The organism is Halomicrococcus pelagicus (assembly GCF_050954125.1).
The window spans coordinates 43,262-66,074 of record NZ_JBPBWC010000024.1 but is presented as its reverse complement, the minus strand read 5'-3'; the positions used below and the strand labels follow the sequence as shown (position 1 = coordinate 66,074).

Genomic DNA, 22,813 nt, shown 5'->3' with positions numbered 1-22,813 from the left:
CCTCATGACTGCACCACAGACGGCAGATATCGATGCCGGCAAGCGCGACCTGTTCGAGTCGCTCCCGCGAGGTTCGCTAATACTGGCGTTCATTCTCGTGCAACTTGTCGCGTTTGCAGCGACGTACGCTGCCGGTATTCCGACTGCATATGCGGGGTTCGTAATAGTGAGTGTCCTCGGGACCGCCTATGCCGCGGACGAAGGTATCTTCGGTATGACGGCCGCCGTTTTCGGGAGCGTCCTCTTGCTCGCCATCGGACTACCGTTGGCGATGTTCGTTGCTCGTCAACAGCCGTCGCTCGTCGTCGAACAAGCACTTGATCCGGAGGTCCACCGAATGCTCTATCTGTCAGTGTACGGTCCCCTGATAGCGGCGTTGGTGAGTGTCATTTTCGGTGTTCCACTTGCACTCGTTCTCTCGCAGGGGTTCCCCGGCCAGTCGATCGTCGAGAGTCTCGTCGACCTCCCGCTCGTCGTGCCACACTCCGCCGCAGGTATCATCGTCCTCTTCGGATTCGGCGAAGGCGGTGTGTTCCCACAACTGACGCTCCTCGGCACCATGGTCGGCTTCGTCTTAGCGATGGTGTTCGTCAGTGCCCCGTTTGCAGTCAACAGCGCGCGCGAGGCCTTTGAGGCGATCGATACTCGCGTGGAGTACGCATCACGGATCCACGGGGCGAACCGCTTCGAGACATTCCGACGAGTTACTGCACCGCTGGCGGCCCGTGGGATTCTCACCGGCGGTGTGCTCGCGTGGGCTCGATCTGTTTCCGAATTCGGAGCGGTGGCCATCGTTGCCTACAGTGTCAGTTTCTTTTACCCGCCGGCTGGCGATACAGTGACGACTCAGCACGCTCCCGTGTTCATTCGGAGAGCGTACCTCTCAGGCGGCCTCGAACAGAGCGGTGCGGTCACCTTCATACTGCTTGTCTTCTCGACAATCACCTTCCTCATCATCCGCTGGCTCGCGTACAGCGATACTCCGGCAACTGGAGGGATGCCGTGACGTTCTCGATCGATCTCGCGGCAACGTTCACTGCTCCCGGTGCAGAGGAATTCACGACTGCATCTTCCTTCGAGGTCGAAAGCGGCGAAACAGTGGTCATCCTCGGTCCCAGCGGTAGCGGAAAGTCACTGCTCCTGGAAACGATCGCCGGGTTCCACCCCCACGAAGGAACAATCACACTCGACGGCACGGACCTCACCGATACGGCACCCGAAGACCGCAATTTCGGGTTCGTATTCCAGGACTACGCATTGTTTCCCCACATGACCGTAACCGAGAACGTCCGTTACGGCGGTCGATACTGTGATGAAACAGGTGATGCTGACAGGCTTCTGTCAGAGCTGGGTATCGTCGACCTCGCCGACCGGTATCCGCCGACGCTCTCGGGCGGCGAGAAACAGCGAGTCGCACTCGCACGCTCACTGTACGTCACGCCTGACGTCCTTCTGTTGGACGAACCGCTCTCCGCACTCGACGTACCCACCCGCACTCGTCTCCGACGGGACATGCTTGACGTGCTAGACGACGTGACTGCCGTGTACGTGACACACAACCGGACGACCGCTCGGACACTAGCAGACCGGATTCTCGTCTTAGACGACGGCACCATCGTCCAACGCGGGACAGTCAACGATATATTCAATCATCCAACATCACCATTCGTCGCGCGGTTTACCGGGAGTAACTGCATCTCGCTCGCTGCCGACGGGATCCGCGACGCTGTCAGCCCTCCTAACGACGCGGAGTGGCTGGCGATCCGCCCCGAAAACATTACTATCAAGAACGGCACCACCGACGTCACTGACGGCACCGCCGACGTCACTGCCACCGTCGAACGGGTCGTCCGAGAAGACGCAGCATTCCGCGTCTCCCTCTCTCTCGACGACGAAACGATCGACGCCTACACCACCGATCCGCCCCCTGTCGGAGCAGGGGTCGGCGTCACGTTTGACGAATCCTCGCAGACAATCCTCTGACTGCTCAGGCGATTGCGTGCCTTTCTCCACCTCGCGCCGACCGTTCACAACAAACTAGCATACTCTCGGACGTCTCATTACTCGGTGACAGTCCCCTCAATGCCAGTGATATCACAACCCCGGGTGTTCTCGTCGTCCAACTCACGCCGATACCACCCCCGGGACGGGGGTGGAATGTACCACTGACCATGCTCGTCGGCGGTAACACCGATCGAAATCACATGCTGATTCCCTCGTAAAGAAACTTAATCTAACTGTCTATACGAGCAACCTTTATACGGCTTGTGACTCTAGACGTCCGTACGACATCGATTGGAGTGACGGACGACCACTGGGAGTCCGGAACGGCACTCTCTGTCCGCTCTGCGTGTGGTTTCTCGTTCTGCGTGCAATCGACGGCTGACTGGCGTGAGCGTCTCGTGTTGCTTCCACCGGCCCCATGGATGTTCGCAGAGTCTGGACGAGAACAACAGCCGGCATTGTGATATCACTCGCGACCGGGGGTGTTTTGGGGTGGTGAGCGTCGAGTTCACTGGACACGTGGTGTCCTAGGGCTACGGACACCCGTCAAGTGATATCACTCTCATCGAGATGCTGTTAACTATAGCACCGACTGTCAGAAACCCTATCAAATGTCGAAAACGAGCTTGGGACTCGATTGATGCAGTCGTCAATCGAGGACCTTGCGCACGTGCCCGAGATAGTCGTGAAAGAGGGGGAGATCGTGGCGAAGGAGATTATAGACGTGCTCGTTACAGTGTGAGAGTCAAACCCCACCGTGGCTGGTTGCCGTTGCAGCACTGTGTACAGACCCACCCCGTCCACAGCAAAATTTATTGTTGGCTAACATGTTTTGTTATTATGGTAGATTGGTCACTTATTCGTCGGTGTGGCCTCCGCTATAGCCTTGGATATGGTAGCGTCACCGTTGCCGTTGTTATCGCCGCTGCTCTTACCGTCCGCTCGTTGGCGCTTCTCTTTAGTCCTGTTCTAATTGGAGTTTTACTTGTCGTGTACTCGCTGAATGGGTCTGGGAGCGTTCGAACGGGGGCTGCCGTTGTTGCGAATGAAGACCCAACAGGCGTGACAGGTACAACCGTTGACCCAGCCGACGAAAATCAGACCCCAACGACACTGGAATCTGACCTCAAATTTTTCTTCTACGCAATCGGGTTGGTCGTATTCGGGATTCTCGGAATGGCGTTCATCGTCATTACAGGGCAACCATCCTCATTCTATACCTTCTAAGAGCGCGTCAATCACCATATCATCTTGACCACCTTGGTACGCCGACGATCCGGGAGTGCTCGCTGCTGCCCGGCCGAACGCCAGCCGACCAATTTGTATAGTTTGTCTATAGCCAAGATACTAACTAGCCAAAGCCAAACAAACGACTATTCTCTTTACTTCCCTATCAACGGACGCAACCGATGACTGACTCGATGCACGCCGTTCGCTATCATGAACTTGGTGACGAAGAGGTTCTCGAAGACGAAACGGCCCCGGTCCCCGAGCCCGCAGCCGATGAGGTTTTGCTCCGTGTCGAAGCCGCAGGAGTGAATCCGATCGATTGGAAGACCCGAGACCCAGAGAACGTCGGACTTGGACAGAACGTCCGCAACGCCAATGAGGACGTCCCCTTCCCGATTACGCCTGGTTGGGATGTTTCCGGTAGTGTAGAAGCGCTTGGTGAGGACGTCAGCAGTTGGGAGGAGGGAGAGGAAGTCTACGGGATGCTCCGCTTCCCGACACTGGCCGGCACGTACGCCGAATACGTAACTGCGCCTGCCGATGAGATCGCTCGAAAGCCGTCCTCACTCTCGCATTCCGAAGCGGCTGCGGTTCCGATGGTATCACTGACAGCCTGGCAGGCGTTGTTCGACGCAGCAGACGTTTCTGACGGTGACCGGGTGTTAGTGCATGCAGCTGCCGGTGGCGTCGGCCATATGGCGGTCCAGTTCGCGATCGAACGCGATGCACACGTCATCGGAACTGCATCCGAGAGTAATGAAGCGTATCTCCGCAATCTCGGTGTCGATGAGTTCGTGAATTACCGCGAGGAGAATTTCGAGGAGGTGTTGGATTCCGTCGACGTCGTGATCGACCCGGTCGGGGGTGAAACGCTCACCAAGTCGTTCGACGTTCTCACTGACGGTGGAGTGTTGGTGTCGCTACTCCGCGAACCAGAGCAAGACAAGGCCGACCAGTACAATGTTGATGGGGAGCTCGTGTTCGTTGAACCAAACGCGGAGTACCTCGACCAGATCCGGGCTCTAATAGACGACGGCGATGTAAGCCCGTATATCCGAGAAACGCTTCCACTCGAAGAAGCTGCTGAAGCCCATCGTCTCGTGGAGAAGGGCCACGGACGGGGCAAGGTGGTCCTCACTGTAAACTGACGCCTCTCACGGACTATCCACGAAGAGTTTCGCTAACCACGCTTCTGCACGTTGCAGTCGGTACTGGAGCGTCGATCGCGGAATATCGAGGTGGTCTGCGAGTTCTGCGGTATTGATCTCGCGCGGGGTTTCATAGTACCCCTGTTCGACGGCGGTCTCGAGCGTATGCCGCTGCTCGTACGGAAGATCCACAAGCGAGAGTACATCGTCTTCCCATTCCGTGAGTTCGGACAATTGGGTGAGTTGGACATCAATACCGTCCGTCAGATCTGCACTCAGTGATTCGTAGAACGGTCCAGCACGGATTTCAGTTGGTGAGAGCACACGCCAGACATACCTATCCTCTCGACGCTTGGCTTCAAACAGGAGCCCAGTCCCGAAGTTCTCAATGGCAAGGTGGGGGACTGAGTGACAGTCTTCAATCGCTACCCCATGAGTATACACCGTTCTACTGGTCGGGGTCGAAGTGAGCACCTCATAGTCCCACTCAGTGGAGCAGGTTTCGTCGGTGAGACATTCATTGCAGTCGGTCGGATCAAAGAGCACATCTTCGAGTTGATCGAGAGCATCTGCTGGACCGATGACACGGTCGATTCTCCAGATGCTTTCGCTCGTTACTGAGAAATTAATCGTTTTCGAGGCCAAGCGTTCATTTTCGATGAACGTGTCCATCACAGGGTCAACGTCGGGCTGATAGCGAAGTTCGATTACGAGCTCGCGCATTGGGTTATCTCACAGTATATGCTGTGTTTGTAAGGGGGTTGCGCCCGACCACGGAGTCGGTTACACTCGAAATCAGGCGACTGAATTCCACTCGCTACCCACAAGCTCACCGCTTCAGCGTAGGTCGCTGATGGAGCTTCGGCCTTGTTGAAATCCTCACTAGGTGATATATTTCAGCAGTCCTGCTGCATACTCAGCGCGTATCTCACAGGGCGGTTCGTACGAACAGAGGTTGTCTGAGTTGAGCGCAATGATCCCTGTCAACAGAATTATTCTCTGCTGTACTCGACCACGTCGAGGTTTTCGTCGAGTACGAACGTCAGTTCGTCGTCGACGGTCACCGTCACCTCCACGCGAACGGGGTCGTCGTCGTTGACACGCTCCTCGGAATCGAGTATTCGCGTTATTCTCCACGACGGAATCTCCCGATAGTCGATACCGGCGTCGTGCAATAGCGACACGACGACTGGATGATCCAACACCGCCGTCGTGGCGGCGGTGTAGAACGGAGCGCCACACTCCGTACACTCGTAGGCCACCTTGACGTTCCCGCTGTCGTCAGTCTCGCTGTCGAGCGACGAGTCGACGACCGTCCCTTCGACCGGGCCGCTACAGAGATAGCAAAAGCCACGGATCGTCTGCTGAAGCTGCGTCGTCGCGAACGTCCCGAGCAGTTCCGGGTTCTCCTCAACGTCGTGTGCGACGACGAGTATCGGCGGTGCGGACATGATGCGCGTCGCGCCACAGCTGTCGCAGTCGACGGCAGTGTGGCCCTGCTCGTATCGTAATTCAAGCGTCCCATTACAGTTGGAGCACTTGTCGACTGCCCGCGAGTCAAGCGACACACCAGTGTCCGTGTACACGCCCGAGAAACCGGCCCCGACGACCTTCGCACCGGCGTAGGTCAGCGTGTACCCTTCATCGTGGTGGGTGACGAACTGCGGGACTAGCTCGTCCAGATGGTAGTGGAACTATCCCGAGTCCCGGACCCCGACCCGGTCTTTGACCGTCGAGAATGGAACGGGCTCGGGCTCCGGGCTCGGGTCGTCCGTGTAGATATCCCAGAGATTCCACAGAATGTTCAATCGAATGTCATTAGCGATGAGGCTGAACGTCGCTTCTAAGGCGTCCGTCGGCTCCTCGTCTGTCATACTCTCTCTTTCCATGATACGACCCTTCATTATTGTGCTGCTGGGCGCGTAAGATGTGGAAGTGTCAGTTTTTCTATTGAACAGCGTTTCAATTCCACTTCCTACAGAAATGTTTTTCAAATTATACTTATAGGGCTGTAACCCCTCAGATTGAGTAGCGATGCCCGACAACAGTGATGCAGTGGCGAGCAGCAACACGACCGATCAGGGCCTCACGTCGGACAGGCCGACGCTGGTCGAGGCCGACCCCGAGCGTGGATTCAATTACCCGTACTATCTTGCGGTTCCCGAGGGTGTCGACGAGGAGCGTACGGCCGAAGATGCGTCGTCACGTGACGACGACAAGCGGCCGATTCTGGTCGAACCACACAACGTCGGAGAACTCATCGAGGAGTTCGACCGCCACCTCGAACTGGCCAGACAACGTATCGAGGAGCAATCCGGTCGCTATATCGCCGATGAACTCGGTCTTCCAATTCTCATCCCGGTGTTCCCGCGCCCGTTCGAGGAGCCAGTCGACTGGACACACATGATTCACATGCTCTGTGCCCAGACGATGCAGATAGACGAGGGACCGCTTGAACGAGTCGACCGGCAACTGTTGGCGATGGTCGACGACGCCCAGGAACGACTCGCCGAACAGGGCATCTCGGTTCCCGAGGAGGTTATCCTAAACGGGTTCTCCTCACAGGCGGTGTTCGTCAATCGGTTCGCTGCCCTGCACCCCGATCGGGTCTGTTCGGTATCAGCTGGCGGTATCAACGGGCTGGCAATCCTGCTCCGGGAGACGGCAGACGTGCGCGGGGTTGGCGAACGACCCATGAACTATCCCGTCGGTGTCGCCAACATCGAAGAGTTGATCGGCAAGCCGTTCGACCGCGAGGCATTCCGCGAACTCGACCAGTTCATCTATATGGGCAGCGAGGACGACAAAGACGCACTCCTGTATCCGGACGCGTGGACCGACCCGGAACTCCGGGGGATTGCGGTGCACACCTACGGCGAGGACATCCACGAGGAGCGGTTTCCTCACTGTAGGGAAGTCTACGAGGAGGCCGACGTGAACGCCGTCTTTCGGATGTACAAAGGGGTCGGCCACACACCCGAGCCTGCCCTTAATGACGTCGTGGAGTTCCACGAGCGGTCGCTCGCCGGAGACGATATTGAGTCGCTGCGCGAGGATCTCGGCCGCAACATCTAGCAAGGTGCCAGATAATTCACCACATGTGAACCCTTCTATCCAGTTTGAGCTACCTGACCCCTCTCACCGATGCCCCCGCTGTCTTCAGCACGACTCCGCGCACAGTAACGAAATCTGGTAGAATCTACGTCGGTGCATTAGCAACGGAGTTCTAACAGCCGATCGGCCGAAATGAGGCGAAACTAACGGCGCTCCGTGATGGATAGATACTCTCTATTCAGCACCCGATTCGTGTCAGTCAGGGACATTTCAATAGGGGCGGCTGAGCCTATTTCTCCGACTTCTTCTTCCCCTCTACTATCGTGGTGTTGTACTCTCAATCCAGCATCGCAAGCCGCACTCGTTAGTATATTCTGCTACTTCTGCTAACCACGATCAATCTGGAACACGCTCTTGGCGTCTCATTACTCGGCTGCAGTCTCCCCCGGGAGCAGTGATATCACAACCTCGGGTGTTCTCGTCGTCCCACTGACGCTGACACCACCCCCTGGGGAGGGGTGTAACACACCACTGACCACGACCGGTTGCAGGAAGACCGGTCGAAATCCCGTACTAATTCCCGTGTATAGAAATTTAATCTAATTGGCTATACAAGCAACCTTTATACGGCTCGTGACTCTAGACGTCCGTACGACATCGATTGGAGTGACGGACGACCACTGGGAGTCCGGAACGGCACGACATTGCCGCTCTGCGTGCGGTTTCTCGTTCTGCGTGCAATCGACGATTTGTTGGGGTGAGCGTCTCCTATTGCTTCTATCGGTCCTATGGGTCAGTGGCGGAGCGTGGACGAGAACAATAGCGCCGATTGTGATATCACTCGTTATCGGGGGTGTCTCGGGGAGGTGAGCGTGGGTTTCATTCGACAGCTGGTGTCCCGGCTGCTGCAGACACCCGGCGAGTGATATCACTCGCGTCGACCTGCCGTCACATCCCATACAGTACCGAGTGCCCCATCGGGCAACATGAAAAGCAAGTGTTTGCTCGACATCGACTGCTAGATCTTCTCTTGCTTCTCGGCAGAAGAGAGGAACACGAAATGACTTGTGAGGTTGCGACAAACAGCAGTGACGAAGAGCTACTCGCGAACGTCTAACGTCCCCTCGTCAGCAGTTTGGGCATCGCGCCACCACACTAACTCAAACTCGATGCTTTGTTTTGCTTCTGTATCGCCTTCCGCCCAGTCCGACTCTCCCTCTAATTTGAACGTTACAGGATCGGCTGGATTCAGTACAACTTGTTGTCCCCCAAGGTCAAGTGAGACATCACCCTCAGCTTCGAGTTGATCGGCCAAGTCTCGAAGATACGTGGCGATCTCTGCTCGTGACTTTTGTTCTTCTGTTTCGAGTTCTCCCATGAGGATAGGACACGAGAACGAGTCCCATAAACTGATAGGAGCATCTCTAGCATCAATTAGATTAACTATTATAGGAATACATATAGATAAACACGATTATTATCTATAAATAAAATACGATAGCTGAAACAAAGTCGTTTCAACTCGCCTTGGAGTCGGGGACTGTAACACCGAATCGAGGATTCATCGCATACTCTGAGCAAGAGGTAGAGTTAGAGCCCACCGGCAAGACTACCCTCAACGAAGCGAGCGAGCGCAAGCCCCGAGCAAGTGAGGTGGGGTAGTTGACTTCTTTCTCTTCTCCGAGCTACCGGTCTCAGTGGAGGATCGGATAGGATGTTCTCTAGGTCAATACCATCTGGTCAACACTCCTGTTTACTCTTACTCGCTCCATCTTCGTCCTCAGACCCACTACCAGTTGCAAGGCTTTCCAGAGCCATCGAGACCTGCTGCAGGAGATCGTCTTTCCCTTCGATATCGTGGCGCGCTGCTAAATACTGTGGGTCGTTGTACGTTACATGGACCGTCTCCTCTTCAGCCCAGACAAGCATTTTTTGCGGAAGATCGATAGCAACCGTGCGACTTGCTTGCATCAATTGCGTTCCAATTTCGGGATTGCCGAAAATCAAAAGTGTTGTCGGCGGGAGATCGAGATCAGCTGAGTCGGCATTTGCAGCGTGGTCGACCGTCGTCATGAGCGTTAGTGGGCTGGCTTCGATACGCTGTTTAATCGCCGTGACTGTGTCATCAAAACTCTGGTCGCTTTCGACGGTCACTAATCCCGGATTCTCAGGGAGACAGTAATCACCGCTGTTCTCAGTGGTAGTTGGAGTCTCATTAGCGGTTGTCGACTCATCAGCGTCACTACTTCCTGTAGCAACTGCAGCACTGGATCCGACACCTGCCAGAAGACCCGCGGCTTTCATAAGCTGTCGGCGGCGCCGATCTGGACTGTTCTCGGACATACGCTAATCTTGTCGTTCGTACAACGGATTAATCGTATGGCTGTTCATCACACTCACGCTTCCAGCGAGTAAGAGGCAAATTATCCTCCTGAACGAGGGGAAGACGAGGCCGACCGAATGGACCGACTCAAGGACAAAATCATCGGGAACCAGAACGTGTTTGACGTCAAGAGTGTTCCCCTTGCAGTAAAATAGACGGCCGAATTCAATCTCGATTCTGAGTTTCTCTGTTACTGTTCCACTCTTCTTTCGTTGACTGAGTCAACTGATCATATATAGTAGTTTACGCTGAGCGTGTTTCGAATGAGTCGATGACGTCGTCTGTTGAGAACGCTGGGACGAGGTCTTGCTCATCGAAATCAGTATCATCACTCCATACTCCTGCTTCACAAGCGAGTGCACATGCAACATAGAGCACATCGTCTGGGTCGGTCTCACCGATTGCTTCTCGGGCTTGCCCGATAGCAGGATAGAATTCTTCTGCCGGAATGACCTCGATATATTGGAAGAGAAGATCAATGAATTGTGTTACTTGCTCTGGCTCCATTCCCGATTTCTCGACGATGAGTTCCTCGTAGTTCTCAACCTCTTCGTGGATAGTCTCTGGCGTCAAGAGTTGCGGTTCCAGTGTGACGATGAGTTCTCGAGTTTTCGCGTCAGCAATTAGTGCCGAGATAACAACATTAGCGTCGACTACCAGCTTCATTCGACGAAATTACTCCGATTCTTCGTCGAGTCGCTTTCGCGCGCTTTCGTTGATTTTGGTAGCAATTTCATCTACATCTGCCTCCGTGAGATTGCTGTCAGCAGTGAGCTCATCCATCAGCTCAAGCTTCTCAATCTTGTCTTGGATAGCTTGGCGCGTAACCTCACTCCAATTAATCTCGGGGTGTCGTTCCATTTGTTCTTTCAGGTCATCGTCGACGTTGACCGTGATCGTAGGCATACAGGATACTATGGACACACAGACTCCTGTGTCTTTTGGTGCAACAGCTCAAACCACCTTCATTATACTGAACGAGCCCAAAGGAACGAGGACAGGCCGATAGTGGGCTTGACCTACGTGTATTGTCGCGTGGAGTGGGGCCTCTACCTCGAACTTCTCGAAACACCTGAGACAATGCCGTACGCTGACGACACTGACGAATAACTGTACGGGCCCGCACCCTCTTGGTCACACCGCCCCGAGCACTCAGACTGAACTCTATCGTCCTCTCTCCACCTAGTGATCACTGTGATCGGCCGACCGTGTGGTAAGCTGTGTTAGTTGAGAGCGGTGGCAACGATATCGTCACTGCCGCATGCGGAACACTGATCAGGCACAGTGTCGAATGTCGTCCCGCACTGCCGGCATTCAATCACCGTATCTGGCTCCTCGCTGGTTGTCACAACCTGCCGGACCCGCGAGAGAACACTCATACTAGCCCTGTTTGGCTTCAACTCACATACATCATTCGGAATCGAAACCAGCCGTCTTCCCATCTATACCAGCTATTAGTGGGAAAACAACTACATTAGTGGGTATCATGTTATGTCTTCATGAAATTGGGTTCGACAATACTCCGTACAGTTGGTTTCGAAGAGATCGAAGATAATACGGAGAAAACACAGTACTGGGAAGAAATATCAGGTATAGAACAACCTCAAAGAACAGGAAGAAACCTGGAGGACATGACTGGTGTAACTGAGGGTACATGGGACCGAGAGGACGAATCAATTTTAGAAGATAGACAAATAGACAGAAGTAAAATATCCTATGGGTCATCTTCTCCATCAGAGGTCCTCACAAATGATGAACTTGCTCAAACTATAGCTCTTGCAGAAGCCACTGCTGCAGCATCCCGTTTTAATGCCCAGTTAGCTTCCTCTGATGCATTACTTAACGAGAACCAAGAATATATTGCGGATATTTCTGAAGATATTAACGAAAGCAAAGAAACTATAGAAAATATTTTGGACTCCTTTACAACATCAATTATTAGAAAATATTTACTAGAGCGTATCTACTATAGTATAATCTTTGACACAGCAGTAAAGACCGACACAACCCCAAGCATTGTAAAAAATGTTCTACTACATCATGATGAGCTAACGGAACGATTAGTACAAAATATAGCTTCTGAAACCGAAACTGACGAAGAGACTATTGCCACCATATGGGAAAAATACGTTGAGGAATATTTCAAGAATCAGGATTGGGCGACAGAAGAGCCGTCAGTACTCGAAGACAATTCACCGTCTGGGGGTGGAGATCCACCGTCTGGAAATGGTGAGGCACCTTCATCTTCTAACGGAAATAAAAAACCACTTCTCAAAAGATTACATTCAAGATACAAGTTCCCATTCGAATGGGGATCAATCACTGTTGCATTGATAACTGTTACTTTTATAATGATTATAATATTGACTGGAATAGGAATAATGAACCTCACTTCGGAAATGGTTACCTTACTCTTTGGATTAGGTACGTTTCTCACTGGTCGGGCATTCACTATAGTTCAAGAAGAGTCTAAGGGTTCCACGGCCTAGCTTAGGCGGTTATTCTATTACAAGCTACCGGCTCTCAGGTACATGGTCTAGTTGCTCGCTAACGGCCGATTCATTTATTCAGTCGTGTGATGATGCCGTCTTTTTCGCTGTTGTAAACCTTGAGCTTCCCTTGTGCTTCATTGTATCTTGCCTGAGCACTATCCCGCTCATCGCGAATCCGAGATAGAGCACAAGTTAACGCAGCGGGGAAGGAAGCGAGGTTTGGTCATTCTGGTGTTCCCATAACCCACCATTTTGCACGCCGCCAGACTGGCGCTCGCTTGCGTTCTGCTTGTTCCTCTACGAGACTCTTCTCCGCTTCGACGTACTCGACTAATTCCTGGTTCTCTTCTCGCTGCTCGAGGATCTGGCGCTTCTCATTCTTCAGACGCTCCACTTCAGTCTAAAGCCCCTCCACTTCACGCCGTAAGCGCTCCTGCTCACCATCATCTTCAGGCGTATGCAGTGCGTCATCAACAATCTTCCGAAGCACTTCACTCCGTGAGTCCCCTGCTTCATCTGCTCTCTCGTCGAGTTCTCTCTTCCAATCTTCGGGGATTTTGAACGTGACTCGCTTCATACGTGGTGCTTCATACCATCTTCACATAGTATTCAGTCAGACGTGAGCACGACGGATTTCGATTGGGAGTAACGATAGTAGCTCATACTAATTTATGTGCGTCATGTGTGCCCGCACTCGTCGCATTCGTATTGATACAAATCTGTCCCAGAACCGACTCTCTCCTTGTCGATAAGCGTAATCTCGTCACTTCCACATTCCTACATCAATCCTGTAGGTGGGGTTTGGGGCTGTGACCCATACCTCCAGATTACAGCACTCCGATATGGCGCTCAGGGACTATCTTGCTCGGAGAGGTGAATAGAGGTTGTCGCTGCGATGGAGAGCTTGAACTAGCCGGTGTTTCACTAAAATAGCTAAGGACGGAGTACTCTTATTTCTCTTGGCGTCGTTTCACCGGACAGACATGGGGCGAAATTGGATTCGGTCGTTTGCGGGCAGTGTTAGCTTCCTTCTTGGGGTAGCGGGGCTGGCGTTGTGGCGGTGGAAACGAGCCCGGCTTGAGGAGCTCGCAGCCGGGAGTGAACTCGTCACGACGGATCAGGGCCTAATCGAAGTCGCCCGACAGGGATCGGGATTCCCAGTTCTCGTTTTGCACGGTGATCCTGGTGGCTACGATCAGGGATTACATGTCGCCGAAACAATGTTCGAAGATGATTTCGAAATAATTGCCCCCTCGAGACCAGGGTACCTGCGGACGCCTCTCGACGACAATCGGTCATTCGGAGATCAGGCAGCACTCTTTGTCGCATTACTAGATGAACTTGGCATTGAGCAGGCGTTGGTCGTCGGCCTCTCGGGTGGCGGACCGACCGCACTTCAGCTTGCGGCCGAGTATCCCGAGCGTGTCTCTGGACTCATTCTTGGATCGGCGATTACCACTGAATTCGATGAGCGAATATTTGACACGGGTAATCCAGTGGTCGATTACGTTCTCACATCTACGCCGATCCTCGATGTGCGGTCCGGATTGTTCGCCTTGCTCCACCGGTTTGCGCCGAACTATCTTATAAAAGCGATTCATAGTGAAGTCTCAACACTCGAAGGCGAAGAGCTGGACAAGTACGTTGAATTCATTAGAACAACTCCGGAGCACCGGAAGCAGTCTCTCAACGTCGTTCAAACGCTTCGTCCTGTAAGCGCACGAATTGACGGGACACTCAACGACGAACACTGGTTTCGGAGGCTCCCGCTCGTTGAGTACGAAGCGATAGACTGTCCAGTTCTCGTAGTTCATGGCAGATTCGACGCGGCAGTCCCACTTTCTCAGGCGGAGTTTGTGGCCCAAACACTGGCAGACGTCGAATTCCTCCGTCTCGATACCGATCATCTCGCCTGGATTGGCCCCGACGCTGAACGTGGCGGGAGAAAGGTTCGGGAGTTTGCCGAGTCGGTAGCTGAAACCGTCGATTCGACGGGATAAGACTGTTTACTGACTCGGCAAGTGCTGGGGTATCGTCCCTATCGAAAGGCAATACTGGCATTCTCAAAAAGAAGTTAAAATCGGTGTTCGCGCTATAGCGGATTCCTCGTCGAATCACATAGCTGGAACCATCTCTCACGACGATATGACTATGCATAGTCATTTGTGTGAATAAATAAGCATCTGGATGTTGCCTCTTGCTCTAAGAGGGGAAGAACGGATGAGCAACAAATCGGGGGTTTCCGAACAGGTGATATCGCTCCCCGAAGGTGGGGGAGCACTCAAAGGAATTGGTGAAACGTTCTCTGCGGATCTGCACACCGGAACGGGTAATTTCACCGTCCCAATCGATCTTCCCGCGGGACGGAACGATTTCGGGCCAGAACTCAGTTTAACCTACAGTACAGGGAATGGGAATAGTGCATTCGGGCAAGGCTGGCAGTTGAGCGTTCCCGGCGTCAGTCGGAAAACCTCCGACGGAGTGCCCATCTATGACAACACCAAAGATACGTTTCTCCTCTCTGGAGCAGAGGATCTCGTGCCTGTCGAGCGCAACGAAGAGGGAGATGTGACGATCTATCGACCCCGAACAGAGGGGTTGTTTGCTCGGATCGTCCACCATCGAAATTCCAAGGACGATTACTGGACGGTGCACAGCAAGGACGGCCTTGTAAGCACGTACGGGACTGCAGGTTCACGAGGGATCGATTCAGCCGTCATCGCTGATCCGAAAAACCGTACCAAGGTGTTTGCGTGGCGGCTCAAGCGAACGGAGGACCCCTTCGGGAACGAGATCGTCTATGAATACGACCGCGATCTCGGGAAAACCGATGAGCGCCACTGGGATCAGACGTATCTGAAGCGGATCAAATACATTGATGTGGAGTCAGCGGATGGTGGCGGGTCCGAATCCCAATATCTTGTCTCCGTTGATTTCGAATACGAGCAGCGATCCAATGAGACGGACCGCGAGACGGAGCGTCCTGACCCGTTCTCGGATTATTCAGCTGGCTTCGAGATCCGGACCCGAAAGCGGTGTAAGGAGATCACCGTGACGACGCACGGTGATGAAGACGGAACGTATGATGCTGACGGGCAGACAATCCGGCGCTACAATCTGATCTATCAGGACGAGCGTAGCGATCAGCGGGCGCCGTTGAACGGGGTTTCGCTTCTGGGCAAAGTTGAGGTTACCGGACACAAAATGGAGGGCGGTGTCGAGGACACACAACAACTACCGCCACTAGAGTTTGGATACTCCGAATTCGATCCCCAAGATCGAAATTTCGACCCCGTCGAAGGCGACCTCCCGACTCGCTCACTCGCAAATCCAGACTTGGAGCTGGCGGATCTCGATGCGAACGGACTGCCGGATATCGTCGAGATGAGCGGCACGGTGCGGTACTGGCGGAACCTCGGCAACGGCGAGTTCGACGAGCCGCGCATGATGCGCGAAGCGCCGACGCAGGCGCGCCTGGCTGAACCTGGCGTCCAGATGATGGATATGGATGGTGATGCCCAGGTCGACTTAATGGTCTCCGGCAATTGGACCAACGGTCCCGCCGGCTACTTCTCGCTGCAGCCCGACGGCGGGTGGGATGAGGACGCCTTCCAGCGATTCGAGCAGGCCCCGAGTTTCAGCCTGGAGGATTCCGAGGCGCAACCGACAGACTTGACGGGCGATGGGTCAACGGACGTCATCCGCTCGGGGACGCGGCTGGAACACTTCTTCAGCGATCGGGAGGAAGGGTGGAACGACGTCCGGGCGGTCTCCCGCAAGCGTGCTGAGGCATTTCCCGACGTCTCCTTTTCCGACCCGCGGGTACGGCTCGGCGGCATTTCAGGAAGTGGCCTTCAGGATATCGTCCTCCTCCACGACGGGAACGTCGAGTACTGGCCGAATCTCGGACACGGGAACTGGGGCCGTCGCATCCACATGCGTAACAGCCCTCGCTTCCCGTCTGGATACGACCCTCGACGGATCCTTCTCGGCGATGTAAACGGTGACGGGTGTGCGGACCTCGTGTACGTCGACGACGACCGCGTGCTACTGTGGATCAACAAGAGTGGGAACGCGTGGAGCGACCGGATCGAGATCGAGGGAACCCCATCCGTGACCGACATGGACGCCGTCCGGCTGGTCGATCTGAAGGGGAGCGGGATTCAGGGCATCCTCTGGAGTGCCGACGCCCGCAGCTTCCGTCACAATATGTTCTTCCTGGACTTTACCGAAGGGACGAAGCCGTACGTCCTGAACGAGATGGACAACCACATGGGAGCGGTGACGCGAGTGAAGTACGAACCGTCGACCAGATTCTACCTCGAAGATCAGCAAGACCGGGAGACACGCTGGCAGACGACGCTCCCATTCCCTGTGCAGGTCGTCTCGCAGGTCGAGACGATCGACCAAATTTCAGAGAATAAACTCACGACCGTCTATCGGTACCACCAGGGCTACTGGGACGGCGGTGATCGGGAATTCCGTGGATTCGGCTTCGTGGAGCAGGAGGACACGACAACGTTCAACCAATACAACGAGGAGGGACTCCACGACGAGGTAAGCTTCGAACATGTGGATGACGAACACTTCTCTGAACCGACGCTCACGAAGACATGGTTCCACCAGGGTCCCGTCGGTGACGAGTTTGGTGAGTGGTCGGAGGTGAACCACGAGCGCGAGTACTGGTCGGAGGACCCGCAGGTGCTCTCCTCGCCCGCCGATCGGCAGGCGAATCTCCAGCAGTTGGGCCTCGACCGACGGCGTGACCGGCGTGACGCACTCCGTGCGCTCCGAGGAAGTGTCCTCCGAACTGAACTCTACGCGATCGACGATGGTGAGCAGGATCGACCCTACACAGTGACGGAAACTGCCTACGAGGTTGTCGAGAAGCAACCGCCGGAGGAACGCTCCGAATCACTCCGGCGACCGAGCGGGGAGGATCCACGACACATCTTCTCTACGTACAAGACCGGGGAGCGTACGACCCAGTGGGAGCGCGGTGACGACCCGATGACCCAGTTCGCGTTCACGGGCGACTACGACGACTACGGACAACCGCGGTCACAGATTTCGATTGCTGTGCCTCGCAAGCGGGATTACACGAAGGAACTCTCATCGAGTGCGGAGGCTAAAACCAAACCGTATCTTGCGACGTTGACGCGAACAGCATATGTCGACCCATCTCTCAACGACGAAGATCAGTACATCGTCGATTGCGTCGCGAGTTCGACGACCTACGAGATAATGAACGATGGCCGGGATGACGTCTTCACGTTAAAGACGGCAATCGAGGCTGGTGAGTGCTCGACAGACGTAATCGCTCAGACAGTCAATTTCTACGACGGCAGTACTGGCGGGGAATTCCGTGGACAGCCCTATGGCGAAATCGGTGACTACGGCGCGTTAATTCGGACGGAGGAACTGGTTCTGACTGACGAGATTCTACAAGAAGCATACTCCGAGGGCAAGATATCACTTCCGAATGCCGAGAATCATCCATATTTCGAGCCAAGGGGAACTGCGCAGTGGCCACAGCACTATCCTGAGGACTTCCGTGGCTTACTTCAGGGATCGACCAGTGATGGGTCTGTCGACGCCACTCGGCCCGGTCTTTCGATGACTCCACTTGGCTACGGTGTCCCAGACGGCGCCGGGACCGATTCGCCGTTCGTAGCGAATGGGTACTATGTCGCGACCGAGCGGCGGAAGTACGATTTCCACGAATCCAGCGGGAAGTCGCGTGGCCAACTCGCGGCGACTCGCGGCCCCCGCGGTGACACCACGACCATCGAGTACGATTCCTTCGACCTCCTTCCAATCGAGGTCACAGACGCTGTCGGTCTGACGACCACCGCATCGTACGACTACCGGGTGCTGCAGCCCGTGCAGGTCACGGACCCGAATGGCAACCGGACACACGTCCGATACACGCCGCTCGGCCTGCCGGAATCCATTGCGGTCATGGGTGGTGAAGACGAACAGGTGGGAGATACTCTGGACGAGCCAGGATTCGAGTTCGATGCCCCCGGGACGCAGTTCATTTACGATTTTGCGGCGTTCGAGGAGAGTCCACCAGACTACCGACAGCCGATCAACGTTCACACGATCAAGCGGGAACAGCATGCACAGGGCCTCATTCGAGCGAAGAACGAGAAACGTGCTGAGACTGGGCAGCCGCCGCTGACCGATGCTGAAATCAGGGATCTCTTCCCGCGAGATCAGACAGCCCAAATCCTCGAACTGGCGGAAATTGAACAGTACCCCGATCGGTTCATTCAGTCACGGGAGTACTCTGACGGCTTCGGGCGCCTCGTCCAGACGCGGACGCAAGCCGAAGAGTGTGCATTCGGCGACGGACCGTTCGGTGGCTTCGACCTCGACGAGAACGATGACTTCCCTAAAGAGGTCACCGGCACCTCCGTTTCGAATCGAGCATCCCCACGGGTTGTCGTGAGCGGCTGGAAGACTTTCGACAACAAGGGGCGCGTCGTCGAACAGTACGAGCCGTTCTATGACGAGGGATGGGACTACCTCTCTCGATCAGAAGCCAAAGCCACAGAGGCGCAGGGAGGATCGGACCAGTCGACGATTTTTGGCGCAGGGGTCCGGACGTACTACGATCCGCGTGGACAGCCGGTTCGAACGGTCAATCCTGATGGCTCCGAACAGCGTGTCGTCCACGGCATCCCTGACGATCTTACCGACCCTGAACGATTCAAGCCGAGCCCGTGGGAAATCTACACCTACGACGAGAATGACAACGCGGGCCGAACACACGGAACGGACTCGAAAGCGCCCACGCACCACTGGAACACGCCATCGAGCGCGGTCGTGGATGCGCTCGGCCGGACGATCGAGACAGTCGAACGGACGCGAGAAAAGGAGGAAGAACGACTCGAAGAAGTCAGCACGAAGTCCACATACGACATCCGTGGGAATCCACTGACGATCACCGACGCGCTTGAACGAACGGCGTTCAAGCACGTCTACGACCTCGCGAATTCGCCGCTTTTGACCGACAGTATCGATGCTGGCGAACGGCTGATCGTCCGTGACGCGGCGGGCAACGAAGTTGAACGACGTGACAGCAAGGAGGCGCTCACGCTGCGGGCGTACGACGCGCTCAATCGCTCGACGCATGTCTGGGCCCGCGACGGCAAGGAAGGTGACGTGACGCTGCGCGAGCGCCTCGTCTACGGTGACGACACCGAGTTCGTCTCAACTTCGACGGCCGAGGCAGGGAATCTCTCTAGTGCTCTCTACATGCACTACGACGAAGCTGGACTGCTCACGTTCGATTCGTACGACTTCAAGGGGAATGTCGAAGAGAAGAAGCGGCGAGTCCTCACGGACGACGTCGTGTCGACTCCAAGTCCAGTGGACTGGGGGTCGGGCGACAGGGTGTCGCTCGAATCGAGGGAAGCCCAACTTCTCGAAGACGAGGGAGATATGTACGAAACGTCCTTCGAGTACGACGGCCTCAACCGGCCGGTGAGAGTCGTCTATCCCAAGGACGTCACCGACGATCGCAAAGTGTTACGGCCGGAGTACAACCGCGCGGGAACGCTTAAACGAGTCGAGCTACGTAGCAATACGGGAACCGTTCAGGAGTCGAGCGAGACGTTCGTCGATCACATCGCGTACGACGCGAAAGGGCAGCGCACGCTCGTCACCTACGGGAACGGGGTGATGACGCGGTACGCGTACGACACCGAGACCTTCCGACTCGACCGGATGCGCTCTGAGACGTACGAATCAGACACCAATGGCTATCGAGCGACTGGTGACCAGCCCGGTGGCGACCTCTATCAGAATTTCACCTATAGGTACGACCTCGTCGGGAACATCAAGAGCATCAACGACCAGACGCCGCACTGTGGCGTGCAGGACACAATGGACCGTAGACACGAGCTGGACCGAAAATTCGAGTACGACCCGCTCTACCGACTGGTCTACGCCACCGGGCGCGAGTGCACTGCGCTACTAGATGAGCGCCCGATGACGGACTACACGCCCTGTGGCCACCAGCCCCCGGGGACGGGTAAGCCCGAAGTTAACCGCAAGAATGCGCCTGAACGGACGGTCAAATACTGGGAGCGGTACAACTACGATGCGGTCGGGAACATGACGCGGATGCGGCACGGCGCCCAGAGTGATGACCGTAACAAAACCAACCCGAGTTGGACCCGTCACTTAACGGTTAAGGACAAGAACAATCAGCTCAAGTACGTCGGAAGTTCACCCACAGGTTCTGACAAGACCCATACCTACGACAAGAATGGGAATCTCACTGTCCAGACAACGGGAGACAGGATGGTTCTCGACTGGAATCATGCCGACCGGCTCCGTCGCTATCGGGACTCCGAATCGAATCCATCGAAAGAGGCGTTCTACTGCTACGATGCCAGTGGACAACGAGTGAAGAAGGTGGTGGAAAAGACTGGTCGGACGGAGAGCACCGTGTACGTGGATGACGTCTTTGAGCACCATCGACTCAAAACGATCGGCGAGACGAGAGACAATAACTCGCTCAACGTTATGGATGATCAGAAACGGATCGCGACGGTTCGAGTTGGGGAACCGTTTGATGATGGTGACATATATCCATCCGTACAGTACCACTTTGGCGATCATCTTGAGAGCAGTAATGTCGTAGTCGGTGGTGATGGTGGGTGGGTGAGCTTTGAGGAGTACTCACCGTACGGGGAGACGACGTTCGGTGGGTTTTCGAGGAAACGATATCGATATACAGGGAAGGAGCGGGATGAGGAGAGCGGGTTATACTATCACGGTGCAAGATACTATGCACCGTGGCTTGCAAAGTGGGCAAGCTGTGATAGTACCGTACGTGATATCGCAATTAACTTGTATACATATACAAGAAATAACCCAATCAGATTAATAGATCCAACTGGTAGTGATTCAAAACCCCCAAAGAATCAGGCACCCAATCCCCCTGTTAATAAAGTCTCGGGCCCCACCTCAAATATGTCCGAACCGTCTCGAAATGATCGATATGCTATAGATACATACCGTAATCAGAAAAAAATCCCACAAAAGGACCGTGTTGGTGGAAAAAATATCCAAGCTCATCATCCGACTCAAGTTCAATGGGCCAAGAACAACATAATCGATTACAGTTCGCTTGACGCTCCAACTCAATACTTAGAGACAGAAGGAAGTGCCAACCCTGAGCAGCGGGGAGAACACACAATAATATCAACTGGGCAGGATTTAAACCGGCCTGAGAAAGAACGCTGGCACGAGAAATCAACTTCGGCTGCGTTCATGACAGAACCCGCGGAACAGTACCGAAAGGCCGGTCTACTTACTAATGAGAAACAGGGGCTAAAAGCATTGCACGAAAATGCAGGATATTTCTTTGAATTGAGCGATGAGGTGAAAGTTGACCCACAAACTAGGAAACGAACCGTGGTTAAAAATGCCAAATTTGCTCATCAGCTCAAAGGGGCTGTCAAGAAAGCCGCTAAGTGGTCTGGAGAAAAAATTGTGAAATCTATACCGCTTGGAGGTGCAATCTTCACCCTAATATACTCGGACGCTGCATGGGGAGAAAGGCTTGCGCGTGCTTTTGCGGGGGAAATCGGAGCGGGACCTCTTGATTTGGAGAGTGCGTATGACGCAATACGATGGGTGTATAAAACCGCAGCAGAAGATGCTATGCGTGTGAGAACGCCAGCTGAGAGACAGCGAGCGGCAAGGGAGATAGAACAATCAAGGAGGGAAGCAAGCTGGGTGCGAGCCGGTTACTTCTAATATTCAGTCAAACCAGCACAACTGGGGATAAACATAAGTTAAAATATTGACCTCATCGGACCATTTTGTTTTTGTTTACAAATGTATCTATCATTCGTACGAGGCTGAGAAGAGTGGGTCCTCGCTGCTGTCGTTCTCAAAAAACTAAACGATGGCCGGAGTGACGGGGAGCGAGTGCATCTATTTGCCAATGGGTGCGCTCGACCCACTCGTGATCGAGTACCATCCGCTGGCGTTCGCCTGTCGGGTACTAATGACGCCGTCGTCTGGGACCGCCTCTCCCCCAATCGACACGTCGCTCCCTCCTTGAAGTAGAGGCCGACATCGATTTCGAGAGCGTGTCCACGTCGTCGCCGGCGAAGTAAAGTAGCACCTGCTTGGTCTCAACATTCTCGAAGTTCGACGGGAAGTCCTCCCGGATCGTCTCGAACGAAACCGTCATTGGTGTCGGGGACTGTTCGGGGTTGTTGAGGTCGTACCACTGGTCAGCGAACTCGTCCTTGAACACGAAGGCACAGCTCGCCACTGCGTTCCGGATCCAGATTTTGAAGCACCTGCTGGCGGTTGGTCTCGCTGTCGAGAGCGGTGTATTCGACCGTCACGAGTACGTCGGCGATGGAGTCGTAGTCGATGGGATTCGACGCTTTCGGCATCCTGAATTCCCAGGTCGTGTCAACCCCCGTCTTCTCGAGGGGGAAGTGTTTGTCTTGAGACTCGGGCTGTTA

At 54.7% G+C, this 22,813-nt stretch carries 16 protein-coding genes and 2 pseudogenes; 8 read left to right on the top strand and 10 right to left on the bottom strand.

Features of this window, described 5'->3' with window-relative positions:
- Positions 1-4 precede the first annotated feature (4 nt).
- From ACRYA2_RS24475 to ACRYA2_RS24460, 4 genes are all read left to right on the top strand, one after another.
- Entirely contained in the window at positions 5-1,006 is a 1,002-nt protein-coding gene (locus ACRYA2_RS24475; RefSeq protein ID WP_433634013.1) for an ABC transporter permease, read from the top strand.
- The gene (locus tag ACRYA2_RS24470) at positions 1,003-1,983 is read left to right on the top strand and encodes an ABC transporter ATP-binding protein (RefSeq protein ID WP_433634011.1); all 981 of its coding nucleotides are present in this window, start codon (positions 1,003-1,005) and stop codon (positions 1,981-1,983) included. Before ACRYA2_RS24475 ends, ACRYA2_RS24470 begins: the two co-directional genes overlap by 4 nt.
- Positions 1,984-2,844: 861 nt before the next feature.
- A complete protein-coding gene (locus tag ACRYA2_RS24465; protein ID WP_433634009.1) occupies positions 2,845-3,231 on the top strand; it encodes a DUF8070 family membrane protein in 387 nt (128 codons plus the stop codon).
- Positions 3,232-3,413: 182 nt separating this feature from the next.
- Positions 3,414-4,382: an NADP-dependent oxidoreductase gene (locus ACRYA2_RS24460; protein WP_433634007.1), complete on the top strand. Its 969-nt coding sequence runs from the start codon at positions 3,414-3,416 to the stop codon at positions 4,380-4,382.
- A gap of 6 nt (positions 4,383-4,388) precedes the next feature.
- On the opposite strand, the gene ACRYA2_RS24455 is transcribed toward ACRYA2_RS24460, so the two are convergent.
- The 3 genes and pseudogenes from ACRYA2_RS24455 to ACRYA2_RS24445 form a co-directional block, all read right to left on the bottom strand.
- The gene (locus tag ACRYA2_RS24455) at positions 4,389-5,105 is read right to left on the bottom strand and encodes a helix-turn-helix domain-containing protein (RefSeq protein WP_433634005.1); all 717 of its coding nucleotides are present in this window, start codon (positions 5,103-5,105) and stop codon (positions 4,389-4,391) included.
- Between the two features lie 269 nt (positions 5,106-5,374).
- Positions 5,375-5,950 carry a DUF7351 domain-containing protein gene (locus tag ACRYA2_RS24450; protein WP_433634033.1) on the bottom strand — a complete coding sequence of 192 codons (576 nt, stop codon included), beginning with the start codon at positions 5,948-5,950 and terminating at the stop codon, positions 5,375-5,377.
- 42 nt (positions 5,951-5,992) lie between these two features.
- Positions 5,993-6,256, bottom strand: a pseudogene (locus tag ACRYA2_RS24445) (DUF7347 domain-containing protein); the annotation flags it as partial.
- Positions 6,257-6,416: 160 nt separating this feature from the next.
- Here ACRYA2_RS24445 and ACRYA2_RS24440 point away from each other — a divergent pair.
- The gene (locus ACRYA2_RS24440; RefSeq protein WP_433634003.1) at positions 6,417-7,457 is read left to right on the top strand and encodes a hypothetical protein; all 1,041 of its coding nucleotides are present in this window, start codon (positions 6,417-6,419) and stop codon (positions 7,455-7,457) included.
- A gap of 1,078 nt (positions 7,458-8,535) precedes the next feature.
- On the opposite strand, the gene ACRYA2_RS24435 is transcribed toward ACRYA2_RS24440, so the two are convergent.
- The 4 genes from ACRYA2_RS24435 to ACRYA2_RS24420 form a co-directional block, all read right to left on the bottom strand.
- The gene (locus ACRYA2_RS24435; protein ID WP_433634001.1) at positions 8,536-8,814 is read right to left on the bottom strand and encodes an amphi-Trp domain-containing protein; all 279 of its coding nucleotides are present in this window, start codon (positions 8,812-8,814) and stop codon (positions 8,536-8,538) included.
- Between the two features lie 362 nt (positions 8,815-9,176).
- Complete coding sequence (locus ACRYA2_RS24430; protein WP_433633999.1) at positions 9,177-9,779, bottom strand: DUF302 domain-containing protein; 603 nt, start codon at positions 9,777-9,779, stop codon at positions 9,177-9,179.
- Positions 9,780-10,062: 283 nt separating this feature from the next.
- Complete coding sequence (locus ACRYA2_RS24425; RefSeq protein ID WP_433633997.1) at positions 10,063-10,485, bottom strand: PIN domain-containing protein; 423 nt, start codon at positions 10,483-10,485, stop codon at positions 10,063-10,065.
- Positions 10,486-10,494: 9 nt separating this feature from the next.
- A complete protein-coding gene (locus ACRYA2_RS24420) occupies positions 10,495-10,725 on the bottom strand; it encodes a hypothetical protein (protein WP_433633995.1) in 231 nt (76 codons plus the stop codon).
- A gap of 593 nt (positions 10,726-11,318) precedes the next feature.
- On the opposite strand from ACRYA2_RS24420, the gene ACRYA2_RS24415 reads away from it, so the two are divergent.
- Entirely contained in the window at positions 11,319-12,308 is a 990-nt protein-coding gene (locus ACRYA2_RS24415) for a hypothetical protein (protein ID WP_433633993.1), read from the top strand.
- Between the two features lie 403 nt (positions 12,309-12,711).
- Here the strand turns inward: ACRYA2_RS24415 and ACRYA2_RS24410 are convergent, their stop codons facing one another.
- Entirely contained in the window at positions 12,712-12,888 is a 177-nt protein-coding gene (locus ACRYA2_RS24410; RefSeq protein WP_433633991.1) for a ribbon-helix-helix protein, CopG family, read from the bottom strand.
- Between the two features lie 406 nt (positions 12,889-13,294).
- Here ACRYA2_RS24410 and ACRYA2_RS24405 point away from each other — a divergent pair, with 406 nt between their 5' ends.
- Positions 13,295-14,311 carry an alpha/beta fold hydrolase gene (locus tag ACRYA2_RS24405; protein WP_433633989.1) on the top strand — a complete coding sequence of 339 codons (1,017 nt, stop codon included), beginning with the start codon at positions 13,295-13,297 and terminating at the stop codon, positions 14,309-14,311.
- Between the two features lie 220 nt (positions 14,312-14,531).
- Entirely contained in the window at positions 14,532-22,088 is a 7,557-nt protein-coding gene (locus ACRYA2_RS24400) for a SpvB/TcaC N-terminal domain-containing protein (RefSeq protein ID WP_433633987.1), read from the top strand.
- 250 nt (positions 22,089-22,338) lie between these two features.
- Here ACRYA2_RS24400 and ACRYA2_RS24395 read toward each other — a convergent pair whose 3' ends face one another.
- Positions 22,339-22,596 carry a hypothetical protein gene (locus ACRYA2_RS24395; RefSeq protein WP_433633985.1) on the bottom strand — a complete coding sequence of 86 codons (258 nt, stop codon included), beginning with the start codon at positions 22,594-22,596 and terminating at the stop codon, positions 22,339-22,341.
- A pseudogene (locus tag ACRYA2_RS24390) lies at positions 22,574-22,786 on the bottom strand (Tc toxin subunit A-related protein); the annotation flags it as partial. The pseudogene ACRYA2_RS24390 and the gene ACRYA2_RS24395, both read right to left, overlap by 23 nt.
- Between the last annotated feature and the right edge of the window lie 27 nt (positions 22,787-22,813).